The organism is Ewingella sp. S1.OA.A_B6, from assembly GCF_049889095.1.
Lineage (GTDB): Bacteria > Pseudomonadota > Gammaproteobacteria > Enterobacterales > Enterobacteriaceae > Ewingella.
The window spans coordinates 138,601-162,485 of sequence record NZ_JBLJFK010000004.1 but is presented as its reverse complement, the minus strand read 5'-3'; the positions used below and the strand labels follow the sequence as shown (position 1 = coordinate 162,485).

Here is a 23,885-nt window from a genome sequence, read left to right as displayed (position 1 = left end):
CAGCAATCATTCGTGATGTTAAAGGGCAGCCTGGCTGCCTTTTTTTGTGCGCGCGAGTTGGGAAATTTAATCTGCAGATGAAACTCGTGCTGCACTTACCGATATACTGAGTTTTTACTGCACAGCATGATGACTGTGCTGGCTGTTAAAAATGTCGAGGAGAACGGGCATGGATAAATTACGAATTGGTTTGGTATCGGTATCCGATCGCGCCTCAAACGGTATCTATCAGGATAAAGGGATCCCCGCGCTTGAGGCCTGGCTGACGAGTGCGCTTATCACGCCATTTACGCTGGATAAAAAACTCATCCCGGACGAGCAATCGTTAATCGAACAAGCCATCTGTGAGTTGGTAGACGAGAGTGGTTGTCATCTGGTGTTGACGACGGGGGGAACGGGTCCGGCCCGACGCGATGTGACACCCGATGCCACGCTGGCGATAGCCGATCGCGAGATGCCAGGTTTTGGTGAACAGATGCGTCAGATCAGCTTGCATTTTGTGCCTACCGCCATCTTGTCCCGTCAGGTGGGGGTTATCCGTAAGCAGTCGCTGATTTTAAATCTGCCAGGTCAGCCAAAATCGATTCAGGAAACGCTGGAAGGTCTGAAAGACGCCGACGGCAGCGTGATTGTGTCTGGTATTTTTGCCAGCGTGCCTTACTGTATCCAATTGCTCGATGGTCCTTATATTGAAACCCATGAGGCAGTAGTAGCAGCTTTTCGTCCTAAAAATGCTCGTCGCGATATAAAAAACTAAAGTTGAGCTATTTCTGACATAAGATTCAGTCGTTGTGGTGTGAAAATTGTTTGCCGCTATAGTAATGATTACTTTACAAAAAAGCGGCTAAAGCCTTTTTACCTCTACTCTGGTGCTACACGGTATCTTATGCAACACGCGAACAATCGCCGGCTGAACCGGCAGGATTTTAAAACCTTATCCCTCGCTGCTTTAGGCGGCGCCCTCGAATTCTACGATTTCATCATCTTTGTCTTCTTTGCTGCAGTCATTGGCGATCTGTTCTTTCCGGCAGATATTCCTGACTGGTTACGACAGGTGCAAACCTTCGGTATTTTCGCCGCCGGTTATCTGGCTCGCCCGCTAGGTGGTATCATCATGGCGCACTTTGGTGACCTGGTGGGCCGTAAGCGAATGTTCAGTCTGAGTATTTTGCTGATGGCTTTACCCACGCTGGCGATGGGTTTGTTGCCGACTTACGCTTCGATAGGCATTGCCGCGCCGTTATTGCTGCTGTTGATGCGCGTTTTGCAAGGCGCAGCGATTGGAGGGGAAGTGCCGGGTGCCTGGGTGTTCGTGGCTGAGCATGTGCCGCGTAAACGCATCGGTTTTGCCTGCGGCACGCTAACAGCAGGGCTGACGGCCGGTATTCTGCTCGGATCCCTTGTCGCCACACTGCTTAACAGCACGCTCTCTCCCGCAACCATGAGTAATTATGGCTGGCGTATCCCGTTCTTCATCGGCGGAGTATTTGGTTTGTTCGCCATGTATTTACGCCGTTGGTTGCAGGAAACGCCGATTTTCCTGGAGATGAAAGCTCACAAGGCGCTGGCTGCAGAGATGCCGCTGAAGTCAGTGGTGGCGAATCATAAAAAGGAGATCGTTGTTTCTATGATCATGACCTGGCTGCTGTCGGCGGGTATCGTGGTGGTTATTCTGATGACGCCCACCTATCTGCAAAAACAGTTAGGGATCCCGGCAGCTCAGGCATTACAGGCCAACTGTCTGGCGACCATCGCGCTGACCTTTGGGTGCATAGCCGCTGGATGGATTGTTGACCGCCTGGGTGCCAGCAAGACGTTTATCTTTGGTAGCCTGTTTCTTGGCATTTGTACGTGGTCGTTCTACCACGTGGTTGCCGCTGACCCTTCAAAGCTGATGCTGATGTATACCCTGGCCGGTTTTAGCGTGGGCATCGTAGGTGCGGTGCCTTACGTACTGGTCCGGGCTTTCCCTGCGGAAGTGCGCTTCACCGGAATATCTTTCTCTTATAATGTGGCCTATGCCATTTTCGGCGGCCTTACGCCGGTTTTCGTTACCCTGATTATGCGGATTACGCCGATGGCACCGGCTTATTATGTGCTTGTGCTGTCAGTGATTGGTTTACTGACCGGTATTTATCTCAACAGTGATTTAAACAGTGAAACGAAATCTAAACCTGAATTTACCGAACGAGTGACTTCCGGGCAGTAATTGTCTGCGATAAAAAAGCCCCGGCGTAGAAACGCCGGGGCTTTTTCTAAATGACGTAAAGGGTAGCGTTATGCGCTTTTTATCACGCCAATCGGTAATACGGTGCGACCATACTGTTCGTTCAGCACTTCGGCCATTGCCAGATAAATAGCGCTGGCGCCGCAAAAGATGCCTTCAAAACCGGCAACTCGCAGCAGTGCGACATTGCCAGTCATGTTACCCACGGCCAGCAGGGCAAATAAAATGGTCAGGCTGCCGAAAACAACCTGTAATCCGCGATTTGCTTTGAGCGTGCCAAAAAACATAAACAGTGTGAAAACGCCCCACAGCCCAAGATACGCGCCAAGGAAGCTTTCACTGCTGGCATCGGCAAGCCCCATGCGTGGCAGCAGCAGAATACCGACCAGACTCAGCCAGAATGCGCCATAAGAAATAAAGGCTGTGGTACCAAATGTATTGCCCTTTTTGAATTCCATCACGCCCGCCAGGATTTGAGCCAGGCCGCCGTAGAAAATACCCATGCTCACGATCGCCGCGGTCAGCGGGAAGAAGCCGGCATTGTGTAAATTCAATAAGATAGTTGTCATGCCAAAACCCATCAGACCCAAAGGGCCGGGATTAGCCATCATTTTGCTGTGCATATGTCCTCTGAACTATAAGTATTGCGAATAAATAACAGGGCTATAATCGCTTGCGAACGGGCTAAAAAATCCACATATCGTCAGAGGCGCGCGGCATCATAATGAGGTGCGAGAGTATAAACAATGATCTGGCGTAGTCGCAGTTGAAGATTTTTTTTCATTGAACCCCTTGATGCTGGCTCGCATGACCCCATCTTATTCTCAACCGCAGTTGTTACCGCCGGTAAAACAGCGATATCGGACAGTTGAAATCAAATAAAATGTCCGCATATAGAGTAGCAACCTGACCGATTATGAATTTTTAGTGGAGGCGTTTGAAATGGGTAGAATTATTGGGATCGACCTGGGTACCACCAACTCTTGTGTGGCTATTATGGATGGTACTACTGCACGTGTGCTGGAAAACGCCGAAGGCGACCGCACCACTCCTTCCATCATTGCTTATGCAGCAGATGGCGAAATCTTGGTAGGTTCACCGGCTAAACGTCAGGCTGTAACCAACCCGCAGAACACTCTGTTTGCGATCAAGCGCCTGATTGGCCGTCGCTTCCAGGACGAAGAAGTGCAGCGTGATAAAGGCATTATGCCTTACCAGATCGTTGGTGCTGACAATGGCGATGCTTGGATTGACGTCAAGGGCCAGAAAATTGCACCTCCGCAGATCTCTGCTGAAGTGCTGAAGAAAATGAAGAAAACAGCTGAAGATTATCTGGGCGAACCAGTAACTGAAGCCGTTATCACCGTACCTGCATACTTCAACGATGCACAGCGTCAGGCAACTAAAGACGCTGGCCGCATCGCAGGTCTGGAAGTAAAACGTATCATCAACGAACCTACCGCAGCGGCTCTGGCCTACGGTCTGGATCGTGAAATCGGTAACCGTACCATTGCGGTATATGACCTAGGTGGTGGTACTTTCGATATCTCTATTATCGAAATTGATGAAGTTGATGGTGAAAAAACCTTCGAAGTTCTGGCAACCAATGGGGATACCCATCTGGGTGGTGAAGACTTCGATAGCCGCCTGATTAACTACCTGGTTGAAGAGTTCAAGAAAGACCAAGGTATGGATCTGCGTAACGATCCGCTGGCGATGCAACGTCTGAAAGAAGCAGCAGAGAAAGCGAAAATCGAACTCTCTTCTGCGCAACAGACTGACGTCAACCTGCCGTACATCACCGCTGATGCGACAGGTCCAAAGCACATGAACATCAAAGTGACTCGTGCCAAACTTGAGTCATTGGTTGAAGATTTGGTTAACCGTTGTATTGATCCGCTGAAAGTGGCTCTGAAAGATGCTGGCCTGTCTGTTTCCGATATTCAGGACGTGATCCTGGTCGGCGGTCAGACCCGTATGCCAATGGTTCAGAAGAAAGTCGCTGAATTCTTTGGTAAAGAACCACGTAAAGACGTGAACCCGGATGAAGCCGTTGCTATCGGTGCTGCTGTTCAGGGTGGCGTGCTGTCTGGTGATGTTAAAGACGTTCTGTTGTTGGATGTCACTCCACTGTCCCTGGGTATCGAAACCATGGGCGGCGTGATGACGCCACTGATCACCAAGAACACCACCATCCCAACGAAGCACAGCCAGGTGTTCTCTACCGCTGAAGACAATCAGTCTGCGGTAACCATCCACGTTGTGCAGGGTGAGCGTAAACGTTGTGTTGATAACAAGTCGCTGGGTCAGTTCAACCTGGACGGTATTCAGGCAGCACCACGCGGTATGGCGCAGATAGAAGTGACCTTCGATCTGGATGCCGATGGTATCTTGCACGTATCTGCCAAGGACAAGAACACCGGTCGCGAGCAGAAAATTACCATTAAGGCTTCTTCAGGTCTGACCGAAGAAGAAATCCAAAAAATGGTAAGCGATGCAGAAGCCAATGCCGAGTCGGATCGTAAGTTCGAAGAGCTGGTTCAGACTCGCAACCAAGCGGATCATCTGGTGCACAGTACGCGTAAACAACTGGAAGAGGCCGGCGATAAACTGCCTGCTGAAGACAAAACTGCTATCGATGAAGCCCTTAAAGCACTTGAAGCTGTTATTAAAGGTGAAGATAAAGCAGATATCGAAGCTAAACTTCAGGCCCTGGTTCAGGTGTCCGGTAAGTTAGCGGAAATGGCTCAGCAGCAAGGCCAGCCAGAAGGCGGCGACAACAATGCGAAGAAAGATGACGACGTTGTTGACGCTGAGTTCGAAGAAGTCAAAGACAAGAAATAATCGCCCTTAAGCGGGCACAGTAAGTTCTTTTTACTGAAAACTAGCACGGGCGTCGAGGAAACTCTACGCCCGTGCACGCATGTTGAGGGCAGGAAAAAGTATGGCGAAGCAAGATTATTATGAGCTCTTGGGCGTATCTAAAACGGCCGATGAGCGCGAAATCAAAAAGGCGTATAAACGCCTGGCGATGAAGCATCACCCAGACCGCAATCAGGGTGATAAAGACTCCGAAAGTAAATTTAAAGAGATCAAAGAAGCGTACGAAATTCTGACCGATGCACAGAAACGTGCGGCTTACGACCAGTACGGCCATGCTGCTTTTGAACAAGGTGGAATGGGAGGAGGCGGAGGTTACGGCGGTGGCGGCGGTGCAGAGTTCAGCGACATCTTTGGTGACGTCTTTGGCGATATCTTCGGTGGTGGCCGCCGTCAGCGCGCCAGCCGGGGTTCTGATCTGCGCTATAATATGGATCTGACTCTCGAAGAGGCCGTTCGTGGTGTCACCAAAGAGATCCGCATTCCAACGCTTGCTGAATGTGATGTTTGCCACGGCAGCGGTGCGAAAGCAGGAAGCTCTCCGGTTACCTGTTCAACCTGTCACGGCGCAGGTCAGGTACAAATGCGTCAGGGCTTCTTTACTGTGCAGCAGGCTTGTCCAACCTGCCAGGGTCGCGGAAAAGTTATCAAAGATCCGTGTAACAAGTGTCACGGCCATGGTCGCGTAGAACGCTCTAAAACGCTGTCAGTGAAAATTCCTGCCGGTGTAGACACGGGTGACCGTATTCGTCTCGAAGGCGAAGGTGAAGCTGGTGAACATGGTGCCCCGGCCGGTGATCTGTACGTACAGGTTCAGGTCAAGGCGCACAAAATTTTTGAGCGCGAAGGTAATAATCTGTACTGCGAAGTACCTATCAACTTTGCGATGGCAGCGCTCGGGGGGGAAATCGAAGTGCCGACGCTTGATGGCCGCGTAAAACTGAAGGTGCCTGCGGAAACGCAGACCGGCAAACTATTCCGTATGCGTGCGCGCGGTGTTAAATCCGTTCGCGGCGGTGCACAGGGCGACCTGCTTTGCCGCGTTGTGGTAGAGACTCCGGTCAGTCTCAATGACAAGCAGAAGCAGCTGTTGCGTGACCTGGAAGAGAGTTTCGGCGGGGCATCAGGTGAGAAAAACAGCCCGCGATCGAAAAGCTTTTTAGATGGCGTAAAAAAGTTTTTCGATGATTTGACCCGCTAATCTGCATCCTGCCTCAGGCAGAAGCTGAAACCTCTTCAATCCCCGTCTGCTGCTCAGCGACGGGGATTTTTTTTTTTGCCCGGCGTGAAATGATTTCCGCTATGAAAAATAGAGTGCTAAAGATCGGTAATTCCGAGTGGTAATAGAGTAATAATCGATTTTTTCCGAATCGTACTAAGCTGTATTATGTTCTCATCTGTGCAGACTACAGACTGCTCAACATGCATAACAGGAGATTCAGGGTGTCGAATATTATCCGTCAATTTTTACGTATGGAGGCTGCAGGTGGCATTGTATTGATTGTTGCAGCCTTGGTCGCGCTGGTCATGGCAAATACACCATCAGAGACGCTATACCACGCATTTCTAAACGTACCGGTCACGCTGCGTATTTCAGATCTGCTGATTGATAAGCCATTACTGCTGTGGATTAACGATGGCTTGATGGCAATTTTCTTCCTGATGATTGGTCTGGAAGTGAAACGTGAGCTGCGTGAAGGGGCATTATCAAGCCGTGAGCAGGCGCTTTTCCCGGCGATCGCCGCCATCGGTGGTATGGTTGCTCCGGCGTTGATTTATCTTTTATTTAACGGAGCTGATGACGTTGCACGTCAGGGTTGGGCAATCCCGGCGGCTACCGATATCGCGTTTGCGTTGGGTGTCATGGCGCTGCTGGGATCACGTGTTCCGACCAGTCTTAAAGTTTTTTTACTGGCGCTGGCCATCATCGACGATTTGGGCGCAATTGCTATTATCGCGCTGTTCTACAGCCATGATGTTTCAATCACTGCGTTAGGTCTGGCGGCATTGTCTATCGCCGTTCTTGCCTGGCTTAACTGGCGCGGTGTCGCCAAATTAACGCCGTATCTGCTGGTAGGCATTGTGTTGTGGGTTTGTGTGCTGAAGTCGGGTATTCACGCTACGTTGGCTGGCGTTATCCTGGGTTTCTTTATCCCATTAGATACGAAGAAAAAAGTGTCTCCGGCACGTCGGCTCGAGCACGGCATTCACCCGTACGTAGCATGGTTTATCCTGCCGTTGTTTGCCTTTGCTAATGCGGGTGTTTCGTTTCAGGGCGTCTCCGGAGAGCAGATTTTCTCATTATTGCCAGTAGGGATTGCTGCCGGTCTGCTCTTGGGGAAACCTATAGGTATCATGCTTTTCAGCGGTATTGCCGTGAAAATAGGGATTGCCCGTCTGCCTCCTGGCACTAATTTTAAGCAGATCGCTGCAGTGTCAGTGCTGTGTGGTATCGGATTTACGATGTCAATTTTCATCGGTTCGCTGGCCTTTGCTAAGGCAGATCCTGCGCTGATGACCTATGCCAAAATCGGTATTTTGCTGGGTTCGACTCTGTCAGCGGTGATGGGCTATCTTATGCTGCATAAGTTGCTACCGAAAAAGGTACGTCCTCAGGCCGAATAAAAATGGATTGTGCGATCGTGTGTCGGTAGACCCAGCAGGGAAAGGCGGATATGTCACATATTAATTTTAATCATCTGTACTATTTCTGGCAGGTGTGTAAAACCGGTTCGGTGGTGGGTGCGGCGGAAGCATTGTTTCTGACGCCGCAAACCATCACCGGGCAGATTAAATCGCTGGAAAACCGGTTGGGTGGAAAGCTTTTTAAACGACAGGGGCGCGGGCTGGTCCCTTCAGAGCTGGGGCAATTGGTATTCCGCTATGCCGACAAGATGTTTACGCTGAGCCAGGAGATGCTGGACATTGTGAACTATCGTAAGGAGTCCAACCTGCTGTTTGACGTTGGGGTTGCGGATGCGCTCTCCAAAAGGCTGGTCAGTCGTGTGCTCGACGCAGCCGTGGCAGAGAATAAAAGTATTCACCTGCGCTGTTTTGAATCCACGCACGAAATGCTGCTGGAGCAACTCAGTCAGCATAAGCTGGATATGATTTTGTCCGACTGTCCGGTGGACTCAACGCAGCAGGAGGGACTTTTTTCTGTGAAATTGGGGGAAAGCCCCATTAGTTTTTATTGTCGCGAACCTGCTGACGATGGTCCTTTTCCTGCCTGTCTTGAAAAGCGGCCTTTACTTATCCCCGGCAGACGCTCGATGTTAGGGCGTAAACTGCTTAATTGGTTTAACAGTCAGGGGTTGAAAGTACAGATTCTGGGTGAATTTGATGATGCGGCACTGATGAAAGCTTTTGCGAAAAACCACAATGCAATTTTTGTGGCGCCTTCAGCTTACTCGGCTGATGTGTTTGTCGATGAAGGAATTGTCGAAGTGGGGCGTGTCGATGGGCTTTTGGAGGAGTACTACGTGATTTTTGCGGAGAGAATGATCCAACATCCTTCGGTGCAGCGCGTTTGTCACACGGACTTCACTGCGTTATTTGATGTCTGAGGCAAGGCGCGGTACTCAAATTTTAGAGATAAAAAAACCGGCAGAAGCCGGTTTTTTTATCAAGCAGACAACGAAATGCGATTATTGCATTGCGTTGATTGCCGCCGTAAGGTTTGACTTATGACGTGCTGCTTTGTTCTTGTGGATCAGACCCTTACAAGACTGACGGTCCACAATTGGTTGCATTTCGTTAAATGCATTTTGTGCAGCATCTTTATCGCCTGCTGCAATAGCCGTGTGTACCTTTTTGATAAAGGTACGCATCATAGAACGACGGCTCGCGTTATGCTTACGACGTTTTTCTGACTGTACGGCGCGTTTCTTAGCTGATTTGATATTAGCCAAGGCCAACTCCCAAATATTTTTTCTATTGATGAACAATTCAAAGGCCGAGGAATATGCCTTTTCGGTCTTCTTTTGTCAACGGATTTGTGCAAATAAGCGGCGTTTCTCTGTTCAAACGGAGTTCAAACTTCAATCGACGCTTGTTACGTTGTGATGGCGCAGGATTTTAACAGCTTCCCACCTTGGAATACAGTCTTTCGCAAGAAAATTCGACAGGAGAGTGGTAATTCAGCCAACGGGAAGCATTAAGGCTTTGTTTCAGCTAAAAGTCACGTTTTCCCTGCGAAGAATGAAATATTTTCCTCGGTACGCTTCCATTTGTGCCGACGTAACTGTTGTATGACGAAGAGAATGCGGTGATCGGGTGAATCGCTGGTTAACCTCGGAGGCTGTACAAGGTATAATCCGCCGATTTCCACCGTTATGCGTCAGCTATGGATTTGAGCCAGCTATGGAGCTAATTCGCGGGATACACAATATTCGGGCACGCCACCATGGCTGTGTTCTTACGATAGGTAATTTTGACGGCGTTCATCGCGGTCATCAGGCATTGATAGAACAGTTGAAGCTGGAAGGGCAGAGACTGGGTGTACCGGTTATGGTGATGATTTTCGAACCACAACCTCTCGAATTGTTTGCCGGTGATAAAGCACCAGCCCGGCTCACCAGTTTACGGGATAAAGCCAAATACCTGGCGGAATGCGGCGTTGATTATCTGCTCTGCGTGCGTTTCGAACCCCGATTTGCAGCTAATATTGCCCAGGCTTTCGTCTCGCAATTGTTGGTTGAAAAGCTGGGCGTGAAGTTTCTGGCGGTCGGCGATGATTTTCGTTTTGGCGCCGGGCGGTTGGGTGATTTTCCGCTTTTGCAAAAAGCCGGAGCCGAATATGGGTTTGATGTCATCAGCACCCAGACTTTCCGGGAAGGTGAGCATCGCATCAGCAGTACGGGGATTCGTGATGCATTACGCGATGACGATCTGCAACTGGCGGCTCATCTTTTGGGCCATCCGTTCAGTATTTCAGGACGTGTGGTTCACGGCGATAAGCTGGGCCGTACTATCGGCTTCCCAACAGCCAACGTGCCGTTAAAACGGCTCGTGTCGCCTGTTAAAGGGGTCTATGCCGTGGACGTGTTAGGTCTGAGCCCAGAGCCTTTGCCAGGGATTGCCAACATCGGCATACGTCCGACCGTCGGCGGCGTGCGCAAACAGTTAGAAGTACATCTGCTCGACACGACGATGGATTTATATGGGCGCCACATTGACGTGGTGCTGCGCGCGAAATTGCGCAATGAACAGCGTTTTGCCTCGCTTGATGCGTTAAAGCAACAAATTGCGAGCGATGAAGTGACGGCCCGAGAGTTCTTTGGGCTACCTTCACCACGCTATACCCGTCGTACTTGAAGCTGCAACTGCGTTGGCTGCGTTCGCTCACCCCAATCACTTACATGTGTAAGCTCTTGGGGATTTGCTTGCTTGCCGCCTTGCTGCAACTCCAATGACGTTGGGTATAACTTTTTTTCATACAGGTATAACTGGAACTGAGAATCTAATGAGTGACTATAAGAACACCCTGAACTTGCCGGAAACAGGGTTCCCGATGCGTGGCGATTTGGCCAAGCGTGAACCTGACATGCTGAAGAATTGGTATGAACAGGATCTGTACGGGATTATTCGCGCAGCCAAAAAGGGCAAAAAGTCCTTTATTTTGCATGACGGCCCTCCGTATGCGAACGGCAGCATTCATATTGGTCACTCAGTTAACAAAATTCTCAAAGATATTATTATCAAGTCTAAGGGTATGGCTGGCTTCGACTCGCCCTATATCCCGGGCTGGGACTGTCATGGTCTGCCAATCGAACTGAAAGTGGAACAGCTGATTGGTAAGCCGGGTGAGAAAGTGACGGCGGCGGAATTCCGCACAGCCTGCCGCAAATATGCCGCTGAGCAGGTTGAAGGCCAGAAGCAGGACTTCATCCGCTTGGGCGTATTGGGCGACTGGGATCACCCATACCTGACTATGGACTTCAACACGGAAGCCAATATCATCCGTGCGCTCAGCAAAATCATCGGCAACGGCCATCTGCTTAAAGGTGCTAAACCGGTGCACTGGTGTACCGATTGTCGTTCGTCACTGGCTGAAGCTGAAGTCGAATATTATGATAAAACGTCGCCATCTATCGACGTCGCCTTCCATGCAGTAGAGCCTGCTGCGGTGGCCGCAAAGTTTGGTGTTAGCGGGTTTGAAGGTCCTGTGTCTCTGGTTATCTGGACCACCACGCCGTGGACCATGCCGGCCAACCGCGCGATCTCCCTGAACCCGGAGTTTGCTTACCATCTGGTCCAGATTGAAGGCCAATGCCTGATCCTCGCGACCGACCTGGTGGAAAGCGTAATGAAACGCATCGGTATCACAGAATGGACCGTGCTGGGTGAATCTAACGGTGCCGATCTCGAACTGCTGCGTTTCCAACATCCGTTCCTTGATATCGACGTGCCGGCAATTCTGGGCGATCACGTGACGCTGGATGCGGGTACCGGTGCGGTACATACCGCGCCAGGCCACGGTCCTGATGACTTTGTTATTGGCCAGAAATATGGCCTTGAAGTGGCTAACCCGGTCGGTCCGAACGGTTGCTACCTGCCAGGTACTTACCCAACGCTGGATGGTAAATTTGTCTTTAAAGCGAACGATCTGATCGTTGAGCTGCTGCGTGAGAAAGGCGCTTTGCTGCACGTTGAAAAGCTGAACCACAGCTATCCGTGCTGCTGGCGTCATAAAACGCCGATTATCTTCCGTGCAACGCCACAGTGGTTTATCAGCATGGACCAGAAAGGCTTGCGTGCGAAATCACTGGAAGAGATCAAAGGCGTGCAGTGGATCCCTGAATGGGGCCAGGCTCGCATCGAAAATATGGTAGCGAACCGTCCTGACTGGTGTATTTCCCGTCAACGTACCTGGGGCGTGCCAATGTCTCTGTTCGTTCACAAAGACACTGAACAGCTTCATCCGCGCACGCTTGAGCTGATGGAAGAAGTCGCGAAGCGTGTAGAGATTGACGGTATTCAGGCGTGGTGGGACCTAAACCCTGCCGACATTCTGGGCGCTGACGCTGCAGATTACATGAAAGTGCCTGATACGCTGGATGTCTGGTTTGACTCAGGTTCAACCAGCGCCTCGGTGGTCGGTGTTCGCCCTGAATTTAACGGTTATGAAGCGGATCTGTATCTGGAAGGTTCTGACCAGCATCGCGGATGGTTCATGTCATCGCTGATGATCTCCACCGCCATGAAAGGTAAAGCGCCATACAAACAGGTACTGACCCACGGCTTCACCGTGGACGGTCAGGGCCGTAAAATGTCTAAATCCATCGGCAATACCATCGCTCCGCAGGACGTGATGAATAAGCTGGGTGGCGACATTCTGCGTCTGTGGGTGGCTTCGACTGACTACACCGGCGAAATTGCCGTGTCTGATGAGATCCTCAAACGCGCAGCTGACTCTTACCGCCGCATCCGTAACACCGCACGTTTTCTGTTGTCGAACCTTAACGGCTTCGACCCGCTGCAACATTGCGTGAAACCGGAAGAGATGGTGGTACTGGATCGCTGGGCCGTTGGTCGCGCACAGGCTGCTCAGGAAGAGATCATTGCCGCTTACGAGCGTTATGATTTCCACGGTGTGGTACAGCGCCTGATGCAGTTCTGTTCGGTTGAAATGGGTTCGTTCTATCTTGACATCATTAAAGACCGTCAGTACACCGCGAAAAGCGACAGCGTTGCACGTCGCAGCTGCCAGACCGCGCTTTATCATATTTCCGAAGCGTTGGTACGCTGGATGGCACCGATCATGTCCTTCACTGCGGATGAGATCTGGGCCTTCCTGCCGGGCTCCCGTGAGAAGTTTGTCTTTACCGAAGAGTGGTACGACGGCCTGTTTGGTCTGGCGGCTGACGAATCGATGAACGATGCTTTCTGGGACGAACTGCTGAAAGTGCGTGGCGAAGTGAACAAAGTGATTGAACAGGCGCGTGCTGATAAACGCCTGGGTGGCTCACTTGAAGCGGCAGTCACGCTGTTTGCTAATGATGCGCTGGCGGCAGACCTGCGCTCTCTGGGCAACGAACTGCGCTTTGTGCTGCTGACCTCAGGTGCACGCGTCGCGTCGCTGGCGGAAGCTGACGGCAGCGCACAGGCAAGCGAAATGCTTAAAGGCCTGAAGATTGGTCTCGAAAAAGCTGAAGGTGACAAATGTCCGCGCTGCTGGCATTACACCAATGACGTCGGCCAGAACGCGGAACATAGCGAAATCTGCGGCCGTTGTGTGACTAACATTGCCGGCGACGGCGAAGAGCGTAAGTTTGCATAATGACTAAACCTTTTTGTTCTACCGGACTCCGCTGGCTTTGGCTGGCGGTCGTGGTCGTTATTCTGGATCTTGGTAGCAAGTTTCTTGTGATGGGCCATTTTCAACTCGGCGAATCCATGCCGCTGATCCCATTCTTTAATATGACCTATGCGCACAACCCCGGCGCAGCGTTTAGCTTCCTGGCGGATAAAGGCGGCTGGCAGCGCTGGTTCTTTGCTGTGATCGCGCTGGTGATCGTGGTTGCACTCCTGGTGCTGATGTATCGCAGCAGCGGTAAGCAGCGGATGACAAACATCGCTTTCGCGATGATTATCGGCGGTGCTTTGGGTAACCTGTTTGATCGCATGGTGCACGGTTATGTCATCGACTTTATCGATTTCTACGTTAAAAACTGGCATTACCCGATCTTCAATCTGGCTGACAGCTTTATCTGTATCGGCGCGGTGCTGGTCGTGCTGGAAGGCTTTTTAGCTAAGCCGACTTCAGCGGCTAAAAGTAAAGGATAAAACATGTCTGAACAGGTGAAACACGACAGCGCGGTATTGGTGCATTTTACGTTGAAGCTGGAAGACGGATCGACGGCGGAGTCTACCCGTGGAAATGGTAAGCCTGCGCTATTCCGTCTTGGCGATGGCAGCCTTTCGGATGCGCTGGAAAACGAACTCTTGGGCTTAACGGTTGGCGATAAACACGCGTTTACTCTGGCCCCTGAGTCGGCTTTCGGCTCCAAAAGCCCGGACCTGGTGCAGTATTTCTCACAGCGTGATTTTCAGGAAACCGGCATTCCCGATGCGGGTACTATCATGTTATTTACTACCCGTGATGGCAGCGAAATGCCCGGCGTAGTGCGTGATGTGACTGAAGATTCAATCACCGTTGATTTTAACCACCCGCTGGCGGGCCAATATATCGATTTTGATATCGAGGTGCTGGAGATTGATCCTCAACCGGAGGAGAAGCATGCAAATACTGCTGGCTAACCCGCGAGGATTCTGTGCGGGTGTCGATCGCGCGATCAGCATTGTCGAACGCGCGCTGGAGCTTTATGGTGCACCGATCTACGTGCGCCATGAGGTAGTGCATAATCGCTACGTGGTCGACAGCCTGCGACAGCGGGGCGCGATTTTCATTGAGCAAATCAGTGACGTGCCTGATGGTTCGATTCTCATTTTCTCTGCTCATGGCGTCTCTCAGGCTGTTCGTGCTGAAGCGAAAGCGCGTGACCTGACAATGTTATTCGACGCCACCTGCCCGCTGGTCACTAAAGTGCATATGGAAGTGGCGCGTGCCAGCCGTAAAGGCACCGAAGCGATTCTGATCGGTCACGCCGGGCACCCAGAAGTTGAAGGCACCATGGGCCAGTATAGTAATCCTAACGGCGGCATGTATTTGGTCGAGTCGCCTGCGGACGTCTATAAATTGCAGGTTAAAGACGAAAAAAATCTGTGCTTTATGACGCAGACCACGCTGTCCGTTGATGATACCTCCGAGGTGATCGACGCTCTGCGTGACCGCTTCCCGAAAATTATCGGCCCGCGAAAAGATGATATTTGCTATGCGACGACTAACCGTCAGGAAGCTGTGCGTAATCTGGCGGAGGATGCAGATGTCGTGCTGGTGGTCGGTTCGAAAAACTCCTCGAACTCCAACCGCCTGGCAGAATTGGCGCAGCGTGTCGGTGTGCCTTCCTATCTCATCGACTCTGCGGCAGATATTCAGGAAGTTTGGCTGAAAGATGCGAAACGCATCGGCCTTACCGCCGGCGCTTCTGCACCGGATATTTTGGTGCAGGATGTGATCAATAAGCTGAAAATGCTGGGCTGTGCAGATGTGATTAATATGGAAGGACGCGAAGAGAATATCGTGTTCGAAGTACCGAAAGAGCTGCGGGTAGACGTCAAACAGATTGAAAACGACATCGTAAAAAGCGGTCAGTGAAAACTGGCCGCTTTTTACGATGTTCAACGCCAACTAACTAAGATGGAACAGATTTTGTGGCGTACCGACGACAGATGTTTGTACGTGCAGTAACGCACCATCCAGTTCCCCTGGCGAGGAGAGGCCTTTGCGGGCAGAAGTAATAAATAGCTCGGTCATGTCAGGGCCGCCAAATGTGCAGCAACTGGGCTGAGTCACCGGAAGGGGAAGTGTGTCCAGCATGAGCAATTCCCCCTGATTAATTTTCTGGCGTAATAAACATTTCCCCCCCCAGCAAGCTGTGAGCAAGGTGCCATCCTGAGAAACGGCGGAACCGTCAGGTGTTTTATCTCCCGATGAGAAACAGGAGATTTTCAGCGGATTAATGCACCTCGCACTGGCCGAGTAAAAGCGTTTCTTCATGCTGTCTGCAAACCAGACCTTGCCCTCGTGCCATACCAGGGTATTGGTAATACCCACGTTATCCATCATCAATGCCGGTTTTCTATCAGCCAGTTCATAGCGATACCACGCGCCAATCGTCTGCTGTTCATTAAGGTCCATTGTGCCAAACCATAATGAACCATCGGGTGCGATGGCGGCTTCATTGGGCCGCGTGCCTTCTGCGCCTGCATAGTCACACAACTTTTCGGATTTGCTGAGAGTGTGGTCGTAAAGATGTAATCCATCCTGCGAGACCAGCAGAAAGCGATTCAGAGACTGCGTTAACAGCACTGCGCTGGTCAATGCTGGCAATTTACGTATTTCGGTTTTTTGTTGCGAAGGCCAATAGCGCAGTAGCTTCAGGTTAAGAATGTCGACCCAAAGCAGCGACTGTGTCCGCTGGCACCAGACTGGGGTCTCACCTAAATCAGCCCGATAGTCGCCAATGGCGGTGATGGCGGAATGTAAAAATGCGGACATGCTTAACTCTCCTGCAAAGGTTAACGCTGAATCTTTGTCTGATAGTCAGTCTAGTCTGGCTTTGTTCGAAGAGGGTAGGAGAATAGGTGTAAAAATGATGCTAAAAGAAGGCCGTTTTCTATTAATAACCTCGAAAGTTAATGACAGTGAAAACGGCCTTCGAACAAAAGCGCTTAGAAGTCGTATCTCAGACGTACCAGGTTCATGTCGCCACGGTCATCAGTAGTGGAGCTGAACACGTGTTCGTAATCAACGCGGAAGCCGTAGTCCATCTGAACGGACAGACCCAGGCCATTGTCGATACGTTGATAGTTACGACCCGTCACGTAAGTCAGACGGTCGCCCATGAAGTATGGCTGAACTGTTTTCACTGCGTACTGGTTGATTGGGAACGCGTAGCCCAGGAAGTATTCCAGACCGTAGGCGTCACCTGCGAAGTAGTTGTTATCCTTCTTGTTCTTGGTCGTCAGGAAGTTGTTGTAATAACCGCCGCCGAAGGATGCTGTCCAGTTGCCCGGTTTCCAGCTCAGTGCGGTACCTATGATGTTTTGGTCATAATTGGTGGAGCTGCGCTGACCCAGGTTTTTCATTTCTGCGTTGGTATAGTTGTACGCAGTACCCCATGTCAGGTCTTTGGTGATGTGGTAATCGACACCGACAGAGCCGCCGCCTTTACGTTTGTAACGCAGGCCGTCACCGGTCAGCAGATCGTTGTCGGAGAACAGATAAGAGGCGTAGACATCTGCGCTGCCAAAGGCATTTTTATATTTCAGCATCTTACGGGAGCGATAAGACCCATCGTAATCTCCGTTAACCCCGTTGCCTGACGCCTGGCCGAGCATGTCGTAATCCCAGATATCGGTTTTGGCACCGACCACATCGTAATACACACTGTTTTGCTGGCCGTAGGTCAGCTGACCGTAGGTTTTGCTTTTTAGACCGGTGTACAACTGGCGACGCGTGGTGTTGTGAGCGCCGTCTGCATAGTGATCATCCCAACTCATCAGAGCAGGGAAGTTCACGCCCAGTTCGTAGTAGCTGACCCAGCTGATATCATCAAAAAGAGAGTAATCAGCCGAGAAACGGAAACGTGAGCCGCCGTCAAAGCCGTTATTTTTATACGATCCCTTATCTTTATCACCGGTTTCCATATTCCATTGTGGACGAATACTCCCGCCCACTTTGAAATCCAGACGACTGAGCAAATCATAAGGCTGGGGATCTTGCTTAATCAGAGTGATTTCGGCGTGCGCAGCAAAAGATGCACAGCCAAAGAGCAGGCTGGCAGCAGCCCCCTGTGTAAATTTATTGAAGTTGGATTTCATCTATAGTTCTCTATACCAAAACTGCGTTGAACGTTAAAAACCATTGATAGCAATACGTTTTGGTATGTTTTTTTGTTATCCCCTTACATCAAGGTTAGGGGGGCCGACGCGCCCTGGCTTTCGCCATCTGGCGGGCTAAATTAAAATTTCGAAAGTTAAAATTAGCAAGCTACTTATTAACATGTTCATTAATTTAATCAAGATGAATTGTGGGTTAATTATGAAGGTTTACTGATTTAGATTGTGTAGAAGTATGGACTGCTGCTTTTATCAGCGATAGATGCGTAATAAAGGCTATAACGGCAGCGTAGCGGTGCCTGTTAAGAAATACAGCGCTTTACCGGTGCATTTCGCACATATAACTGCATAACTATGTGCGAATGGCACTTTTTTCCAAGTTGGTGTGATGTTAATCGATTGATAGAAATACTGATGAAAAGCAGGAGATATCATAATTTTCTAATCATCAATTGAATCCTCTGGCAGTGCTCAAGAGGAGCAGTTACTCTGACTTAATAGCCAGTCGGCAACATCATCAAATTAACAAGAGAAAGTGATATGAGTAATTCACAGATCCGCATGGCAATTGCGGGCGCGGGTGGTCGCATGGGCCGGCAGCTGATTCAGGCTGTTTCGCAGACTGAGGGAGTCGTACTTGGCGCGGTGCTTCAGCGCAAAGGATCGTCTCTGGTCGGCACCGATGCAGGAGAACTTGCCGGTGTGGGACGTCTCAATGTGAAGGTGAGCGACAGTCTGGATGACGTGGTGGGCGATTTCGACATTCTGATCGACTTTACCCGTCCGGAAGGCACGCTGGAATACCTTGAATTTTGTCAGAAACACCATAAAAGCATTGTTATCGGCACTACGGGCTTTGATGATGCGGGTAAGGCTGCAATCGCGCAGGCTGCAGAAGCGATTCCCGTTGTGTTTGCCGCAAATTTTAGCGTGGGTGTTAATGTTGTGCTCAAATTGCTCGAGAAAGCCGCCAAGGTTATGGGCGACTATGCTGATATCGAAATTGTTGAAGCTCACCATCGCCATAAAGTTGACGCACCTTCCGGCACCGCGCTGGCAATGGGCGAGGTGATCGCAGGTGCGCTGGGGCGTGATCTGAAAGAGTGTGCGGTGTATGCCCGTGAAGGCTATACCGGTGAGCGTGATCCGAAGTCTATTGGTTTTGCCACGATCAGAGCTGGCGACATCGTTGGTGAGCATACCGTGATGTTTGCTGATATTGGCGAGCGGGTTGAGATCACCCATAAGGCCTCCAGTCGGATGACTTTTGCGAATGGTGCAGTAAAAGCGTCTGTTTGGCTTTCATCGCAGAAAAATGGTCTTTATGACATGAAAGATGTGCTTGGATTGGATAATTTATAAGTTTTTTCATACCATTGTGATGTGGTTGTTTTGGTCATAACGTTTTGATAAAAGGGTGGTTCCTTGGCTGCCCTTTTCTTTTCTTTGTTTTTTATGACTATTTTGATTGGATTTTCAATTAAAATAGTCTTTTATGTGGCTTTACCTTCATTTTTCTGACCGTGACGGTGGAAAAATAACCACCAATTCTATCACCGCGATTAACATTTCGAATTTCCCCTCATTTATAAGACAAAGCCCTTCGCAAACGTTTACCATTGAAAGATAGCCTGCTCTTTTATGGCAGTGGACCCCCATTCCCACTGAGTTCAGCAAAATAGAGAGAAATAGTGGTGCTTTTGATGGACAAACCGAACTACCATCATTAGAATGCGCCCAATTTGCCAAAAATTGTCTTCGGGGATGATTTTTGCATTGATTTAGATCGGTTAATCTGAATTAATATGCAAATAATATGATTTATTATTCCTGGAGGATGCTTTGATAAAGTCAGCGCTATTGGTTCTGGAAGACGGAACCCAATTCCACGGTCGGGCCATCGGGGCAGAGGGTACGGCAGTGGGGGAAGTGGTCTTCAATACGTCGATGACCGGCTATCAAGAAATCCTTACTGATCCCTCCTATTCTCGCCAGATCGTCACCCTTACTTATCCCCATATCGGCAATGTCGGCACTAACGCCGCTGATGAAGAATCCCCCGCAGTACACGCTCAGGGCCTGGTTATCCGCGATTTACCCCTTATTGCCAGCAACTACCGCAGTACAGAAAATCTCTCGGATTACCTCAAACGCCACAACATTGTCGCTATCGCCGATATTGATACCCGCAAGCTGACCCGTCTGTTACGTGAAAAAGGCGCACAGAACGGCTGCATCATCGCGGGCGATTCACCGGATGCTGAACTGGCGCTGCAAAAAGCCAAAGCGTTCCCTGGCCTGAAAGGCATGGACCTGGCGAAAGAAGTGACGACGCAGGAAGCCTATAGTTGGCAACAAGGCAGTTGGACACTGGAAGGCGAATTACCGGAAGCGAAAACAGCAGAACAGCTGCCCTTCCACGTGGTGGCCTACGACTACGGCGCTAAGCGCAACATTCTACGCATGCTGGTGGATCGTGGCTGCCGCCTGACGGTGGTCCCGGCGCAGATGCCAGCAGAAGATGTTCTGAAGCTTAACCCGGACGGTATCTTCCTTTCTAACGGGCCGGGCGATCCGGAGCCGTGCGACTACGCTATTGCCGCCATCAAGACTTTCCTCGAAACGGATATCCCGGTGTTTGGTATTTGTCTGGGCCATCAGCTACTGGCACTGGCCAGCGGTGCCAGGACGTTGAAGATGAAACTCGGGCATCATGGCGGCAACCATCCGGTGAAAGATCTCGATAACAACGTGGTGATGATCACCGCGCAGAACCACGGTTTTGCGGTTGATGAACAAAACCTGCCGGGCAATTTACGGGTAACGCACAAGTCGTTGTTCGACCACACGGTTCAGGGTATTCATCGCACCGATAAAGCGGCGTTCAGCTTCCAGGGCCACCCTGAAGCCAGTCCGGGCCCGCACGATGCGGCACCGTTGTTCGATCACTTTATCGAACTGATTGAGCAATACCGTTCTAACGCCACTCTTGTCGGCAAATAATCAGGAGCAATAACGACATGCCAAAACGTACAGACATAAAAAGCATCCTGATCCTCGGCGCTGGCCCGATTGTTATCGGTCAAGCCTGTGAGTTCGACTATTCCGGTGCCCAGGCCTGTAAAGCCCTGCGTGAAGAGGGCTACCGCGTCATTCTGGTCAACTCCAATCCTGCCACCATCATGACTGACCCTGACATGGCTGATGCGACATATATCGAGCCAATCACCTGGGAAGTTGTGCGCAAAATTATCGAAAAAGAGCGCCCGGACGCCGTGCTGCCGACCATGGGCGGCCAGACCGCGCTGAACTGTGCGCTTGAGCTGGAACGTCAGGGTGTATTGGCTGAATTCGGCGTGACCATGATTGGTGCGACGGCAGACGCTATTGATAAAGCCGAAGACCGCCGCCGTTTCGACGTGGCGATGAAAAAAATCGGCCTCGACACTGCGCGCTCTGGTATTGCACATAATATGGAAGAAGCGCTGGCGGTTGCCGCTGACGTCGGCTTCCCATGCATCATTCGACCGTCATTCACTATGGGCGGCACCGGCGGCGGGATTGCGTATAACCGCGAGGAATTTGAAGAGATTTGCGAACGCGGTCTGGATCTTTCGCCAACCAAAGAGCTGCTGATTGATGAGTCGCTGATTGGCTGGAAAGAGTACGAGATGGAAGTGGTGCGTGATAAAAACGACAACTGCATCATCGTCTGCTCAATCGAAAACTTCGACGCCATGGGCATTCACACCGGTGACTCTATCACGGTGGCACCGGCGCAAACTCTGACCGACAAAGAATACCAAATCATGCGTAACGCCTCGATGGCGGTGCTGCGTGAGATCGGCGTAGAAACCGGTGGCTCTAACGTCCAGTTCTCGGTGAACCCGAAAGATGGCCGTCTGATTGTTATCGAAATGAACCCGCGCGTATCACGTTCTTCCGCGCTGGCCTCGAAAGCGACCGGTTTCCCGATTGCCAAAGTGGCAGCCAAACTGGCGGTAGGGTATACCCTCGACGAACTGATGAACGATATCACCGGTGGCAAAACACCGGCGTCGTTCGAACCGTCCATCGACTACGTTGTGACCAAAATTCCTCGCTTCAACTTCGAGAAATTCGCCGGTGCCAATGACCGTTTGACTACGCAGATGAAATCCGTCGGCGAAGTGATGGCAATTGGCCGCACGCAGCAGGAGTCACTGCAAAAAGCGTTACGCGGTCTTGAAGTGGGTGCCAGCGGTTTTGACCCAAAAGTTAGCCTGGATGACCCGGAAGCGCTGACTAAAATTCGTCGCGAGTTGAAAGAAGCCGGGGCCGAGCGTATCTGGTACATCGCCGATGCATTCCGTGCGGGCCTGTCCGTTGACGGTATTTTCAACCTGACCAACGTTGACCGCTGGTTCCTGGTGCAGATTGAAGAGTTGGTGAAACTGGAGAATGAGGTTGCCGAAGGTGGCTTCAAGATCCTCACGCCGGAATACCTGCGCATGCTCAAACGCAAAGGCTTTGCCGACCTGCGTCTGGCAACGCTGGTCGGTGTTTCTGAAAGCGAAGTGCGCAAACTGCGTCACAAATATAATCTTCATCCGGTCTACAAGCGTGTGGATACCTGTGCGGCGGAATTCTCAACTGATACCGCTTACATGTATTCGACCTATGAAGAAGAGTGCGAATCCAACCCCACCAACGACAAGCCAAAAATTATGGTGCTGGGCGGTGGTCCTAACCGTATCGGCCAGGGTATTGAGTTCGACTACTGCTGCGTACACGCCTCACTGGCGCTGCGCGAAGACGGTTACGAAACTATTATGGTCAACTGTAACCCGGAAACCGTGTCTACCGATTACGACACCTCCGACCGTCTGTACTTCGAATCCGTGACGCTGGAAGACGTACTGGAAATCGTGCGCATCGAACAGCCGAAAGGTGTGATCGTGCAGTACGGTGGTCAGACGCCATTGAAACTGGCCCGTGAGCTGGAAGCCGCAGGCGTGCCGATCATCGGTACCAGCCCGGATGCTATTGACCGCGCCGAAGACCGCGAACGTTTCCAGCAGGCGGTTCACCGTCTGGGCCTGAAACAACCGGCTAACGCTACCGTTTCAACCATAGAACAAGCGGTTGAGAAAGCGGCTGGCCTCGGTTACCCGCTGGTAGTGCGACCTTCTTATGTGCTGGGTGGCCGCGCGATGGAAATCGTCTATGACGATATCGACCTGCGCCGTTACTTCCAGAACGCCGTGAGTGTGTCCAACGATGCGCCGGTGCTGCTGGACCGTTTCCTTGACGACGCTATAGAAGTGGACGTCGATGCTATCTGCGACGGTGAACGCGTGCTGATTGGCGGCATTATGGAGCACATCGAGCAGGCTGGCGTTCACTCCGGTGATTCCGCCTGTTCTCTACCGTGCTACACGCTGAGCAAAGAAATCCAGGACGTGATGCGTCAACAGGTTGAGAAACTGGCGTTTGAGCTTTGCGTTCGCGGTCTGATGAACGTGCAGTTCGCGGTGAAGAACAATGAAGTCTACCTGATTGAAGTTAACCCACGTGCCGCACGTACTGTACCCTTCGTCTCTAAGGCTACTGGCGTACCTTTGGCCAAAGTAGCAGCCCGCGTGATGGCAGGTCAGACACTGGCTCAGCAGGGTATTACCGAAGAAGTGATCCCGCCTTACTACTCTGTTAAAGAAGTGGTTCTGCCCTTCAACAAATTCCCTGGCGTTGACCCAATCTTAGGGCCAGAAATGCGCTCTACCGGGGAAGTGATGGGCGTTGGCCGCACCTTCGCAGAAGCCTTCGCCAAAGCGCAGCTGGGTAGTCAGTCAGGCATGAAGAAAACAGGGCGCGCCCTGCTTTCAGTCCGTGATGGCGACAAAGCCCGCGTGGTGGATTTGGCCGCTAAACTGCTGAAACGTGGTTTCGAGCTGGATGCGACTCATGGCACCGCCGTGGTACTGGGCGAGGCAGGGATTAACCCGCGGCTGGTCAATAAAGTGCATGAAGGTCGACCACACATTCAGGACCGTATTAAAAACGGTGAGTATGTGTATATCGTCAACACGACGGCTGGCCGTCAGGCGATTGAAGATTCCAAACTGATTCGCCGCAGCGCCCTGCAGTACAAAGTACATTATGACACCACGCTGAATGGTGGCTTTGCCACCGCGATGGCGCTCTCTTCTGATCCGACTGAACAAGTGACGTCGGTGCAGGAGATGCACGCCAAAATCAAGGGCTGATGGCATAATTGACCGCTCAGGTCAGGACAAAAGGCGTGGCGCAAGCTGCGCCTTTTTCACTTTATGCG

General features: G+C 51.1%; 18 protein-coding genes. 14 read left to right on the top strand and 4 right to left on the bottom strand.

The annotated features are described in order from the left end of the window. Nucleotides 1-169 precede the first annotated feature (169 nt). Nucleotides 170-757, top strand: a complete 588-nt coding sequence (gene mog / locus ACMV8I_RS11845; protein ID WP_498865422.1) for a molybdopterin adenylyltransferase — start codon at nt 170-172, stop codon at nt 755-757. Between the two features lie 129 nt (nt 758-886). Further along, entirely contained in the window at nt 887-2,209 is a 1,323-nt protein-coding gene (locus ACMV8I_RS11840) for an MFS transporter (RefSeq protein WP_498865421.1), read from the top strand. Nucleotides 2,210-2,277: 68 nt separating this feature from the next. Here ACMV8I_RS11840 and satP read toward each other — a convergent pair whose 3' ends face one another. Further along, nucleotides 2,278-2,850 carry an acetate uptake transporter gene (gene satP, locus ACMV8I_RS11835; RefSeq protein ID WP_498865420.1) on the bottom strand — a complete coding sequence of 191 codons (573 nt, stop codon included), beginning with the start codon at nt 2,848-2,850 and terminating at the stop codon, nt 2,278-2,280. Nucleotides 2,851-3,169: 319 nt separating this feature from the next. Here satP and dnaK point away from each other — a divergent pair, with 319 nt between their 5' ends. From dnaK to nhaR, 4 genes are all read left to right on the top strand, one after another. After that, nucleotides 3,170-5,071 carry a molecular chaperone DnaK gene (dnaK, locus tag ACMV8I_RS11830; RefSeq protein WP_498865419.1) on the top strand — a complete coding sequence of 634 codons (1,902 nt, stop codon included), beginning with the start codon at nt 3,170-3,172 and terminating at the stop codon, nt 5,069-5,071. A 100-nt stretch (nt 5,072-5,171) separates the two neighbouring features. Further along, the gene (gene dnaJ / locus ACMV8I_RS11825; protein WP_497230884.1) at nt 5,172-6,308 is read left to right on the top strand and encodes a molecular chaperone DnaJ; all 1,137 of its coding nucleotides are present in this window, start codon (nt 5,172-5,174) and stop codon (nt 6,306-6,308) included. 242 nt (nt 6,309-6,550) lie between these two features. Next, complete coding sequence (gene nhaA / locus ACMV8I_RS11820) at nt 6,551-7,732, top strand: Na+/H+ antiporter NhaA (RefSeq protein WP_498865418.1); 1,182 nt, start codon at nt 6,551-6,553, stop codon at nt 7,730-7,732. Nucleotides 7,733-7,782: 50 nt separating this feature from the next. Then, entirely contained in the window at nt 7,783-8,673 is an 891-nt protein-coding gene (nhaR, locus tag ACMV8I_RS11815) for a transcriptional activator NhaR (protein ID WP_498865417.1), read from the top strand. Between the two features lie 81 nt (nt 8,674-8,754). Here nhaR and rpsT read toward each other — a convergent pair whose 3' ends face one another. Next, complete coding sequence (rpsT, locus tag ACMV8I_RS11810; RefSeq protein ID WP_498865416.1) at nt 8,755-9,018, bottom strand: 30S ribosomal protein S20; 264 nt, start codon at nt 9,016-9,018, stop codon at nt 8,755-8,757. A gap of 451 nt (nt 9,019-9,469) precedes the next feature. On the opposite strand from rpsT, the gene ribF reads away from it, so the two are divergent. The 5 genes from ribF (at nt 9,470) to ispH (ending at nt 15,326) form a co-directional block, all read left to right on the top strand. Continuing rightward, nucleotides 9,470-10,423 carry a bifunctional riboflavin kinase/FAD synthetase gene (gene ribF / locus ACMV8I_RS11805; RefSeq protein WP_498865415.1) on the top strand — a complete coding sequence of 318 codons (954 nt, stop codon included), beginning with the start codon at nt 9,470-9,472 and terminating at the stop codon, nt 10,421-10,423. A gap of 148 nt (nt 10,424-10,571) precedes the next feature. Further along, complete coding sequence (ileS, locus tag ACMV8I_RS11800) at nt 10,572-13,388, top strand: isoleucine--tRNA ligase (protein WP_498865414.1); 2,817 nt, start codon at nt 10,572-10,574, stop codon at nt 13,386-13,388. Next, nucleotides 13,388-13,894 (top strand): signal peptidase II, encoded by a 507-nt coding sequence (gene lspA / locus ACMV8I_RS11795; protein ID WP_498865413.1) that lies wholly within the window; start codon nt 13,388-13,390, stop codon nt 13,892-13,894. Before ileS ends, lspA begins: the two co-directional genes overlap by 1 nt. 3 nt (nt 13,895-13,897) lie before the next feature. Further along, the gene (fkpB, locus tag ACMV8I_RS11790; RefSeq protein WP_498865412.1) at nt 13,898-14,368 is read left to right on the top strand and encodes an FKBP-type peptidyl-prolyl cis-trans isomerase; all 471 of its coding nucleotides are present in this window, start codon (nt 13,898-13,900) and stop codon (nt 14,366-14,368) included. After that, nucleotides 14,349-15,326 (top strand): 4-hydroxy-3-methylbut-2-enyl diphosphate reductase, encoded by a 978-nt coding sequence (ispH, locus tag ACMV8I_RS11785; RefSeq protein ID WP_498865411.1) that lies wholly within the window; start codon nt 14,349-14,351, stop codon nt 15,324-15,326. The genes fkpB and ispH overlap by 20 nt, the downstream gene beginning before the upstream one ends. A 33-nt stretch (nt 15,327-15,359) precedes the next feature. On the opposite strand, the gene ACMV8I_RS11780 is transcribed toward ispH, so the two are convergent. Further along, nucleotides 15,360-16,229 (bottom strand): SMP-30/gluconolactonase/LRE family protein, encoded by an 870-nt coding sequence (locus ACMV8I_RS11780; protein ID WP_498865410.1) that lies wholly within the window; start codon nt 16,227-16,229, stop codon nt 15,360-15,362. A gap of 173 nt (nt 16,230-16,402) precedes the next feature. After that, nucleotides 16,403-17,554 carry a porin gene (locus ACMV8I_RS11775; protein ID WP_498865409.1) on the bottom strand — a complete coding sequence of 384 codons (1,152 nt, stop codon included), beginning with the start codon at nt 17,552-17,554 and terminating at the stop codon, nt 16,403-16,405. A 558-nt stretch (nt 17,555-18,112) separates the two neighbouring features. Here ACMV8I_RS11775 and dapB point away from each other — a divergent pair. From dapB to carB, 3 genes are all read left to right on the top strand, one after another. Continuing rightward, nucleotides 18,113-18,934 (top strand): 4-hydroxy-tetrahydrodipicolinate reductase, encoded by an 822-nt coding sequence (gene dapB / locus ACMV8I_RS11770; RefSeq protein ID WP_498865408.1) that lies wholly within the window; start codon nt 18,113-18,115, stop codon nt 18,932-18,934. A 480-nt stretch (nt 18,935-19,414) separates the two neighbouring features. After that, complete coding sequence (carA, locus tag ACMV8I_RS11765; protein WP_498865407.1) at nt 19,415-20,575, top strand: glutamine-hydrolyzing carbamoyl-phosphate synthase small subunit; 1,161 nt, start codon at nt 19,415-19,417, stop codon at nt 20,573-20,575. A 17-nt stretch (nt 20,576-20,592) separates the two neighbouring features. Continuing rightward, complete coding sequence (gene carB / locus ACMV8I_RS11760) at nt 20,593-23,817, top strand: carbamoyl-phosphate synthase large subunit (protein ID WP_498865406.1); 3,225 nt, start codon at nt 20,593-20,595, stop codon at nt 23,815-23,817. Nucleotides 23,818-23,885: the final 68 nt, after the last annotated feature.

What these genes read in the sequence shown, in the direction of transcription:
- mog (WP_498865422.1), top strand. Translation starts at nt 170, where the DNA reads ATGGATAAATTACGAATTGGTTTGGTATCGGTATCCGATCGCGCCTCA.
- ACMV8I_RS11840 (WP_498865421.1), top strand. Translation starts at nt 887, where the DNA reads ATGCAACACGCGAACAATCGCCGGCTGAACCGGCAGGATTTTAAAACC.
- satP (WP_498865420.1), bottom strand. Translation starts at nt 2,850, where the DNA reads ATGCACAGCAAAATGATGGCTAATCCCGGCCCTTTGGGTCTGATGGGT.
- dnaK (WP_498865419.1), top strand. Translation starts at nt 3,170, where the DNA reads ATGGGTAGAATTATTGGGATCGACCTGGGTACCACCAACTCTTGTGTG.
- dnaJ (WP_497230884.1), top strand. Translation starts at nt 5,172, where the DNA reads ATGGCGAAGCAAGATTATTATGAGCTCTTGGGCGTATCTAAAACGGCC.
- nhaR (WP_498865417.1), top strand. Translation starts at nt 7,783, where the DNA reads ATGTCACATATTAATTTTAATCATCTGTACTATTTCTGGCAGGTGTGT.
- ribF (WP_498865415.1), top strand. Translation starts at nt 9,470, where the DNA reads ATGGAGCTAATTCGCGGGATACACAATATTCGGGCACGCCACCATGGC.
- ileS (WP_498865414.1), top strand. Translation starts at nt 10,572, where the DNA reads ATGAGTGACTATAAGAACACCCTGAACTTGCCGGAAACAGGGTTCCCG.
- lspA (WP_498865413.1), top strand. Translation starts at nt 13,388, where the DNA reads ATGACTAAACCTTTTTGTTCTACCGGACTCCGCTGGCTTTGGCTGGCG.
- fkpB (WP_498865412.1), top strand. Translation starts at nt 13,898, where the DNA reads ATGTCTGAACAGGTGAAACACGACAGCGCGGTATTGGTGCATTTTACG.
- ispH (WP_498865411.1), top strand. Translation starts at nt 14,349, where the DNA reads ATGCAAATACTGCTGGCTAACCCGCGAGGATTCTGTGCGGGTGTCGAT.
- ACMV8I_RS11780 (WP_498865410.1), bottom strand. Translation starts at nt 16,229, where the DNA reads ATGTCCGCATTTTTACATTCCGCCATCACCGCCATTGGCGACTATCGG.
- ACMV8I_RS11775 (WP_498865409.1), bottom strand. Translation starts at nt 17,554, where the DNA reads ATGAAATCCAACTTCAATAAATTTACACAGGGGGCTGCTGCCAGCCTG.
- dapB (WP_498865408.1), top strand. Translation starts at nt 18,113, where the DNA reads ATGAGTAATTCACAGATCCGCATGGCAATTGCGGGCGCGGGTGGTCGC.
- carB (WP_498865406.1), top strand. Translation starts at nt 20,593, where the DNA reads ATGCCAAAACGTACAGACATAAAAAGCATCCTGATCCTCGGCGCTGGC.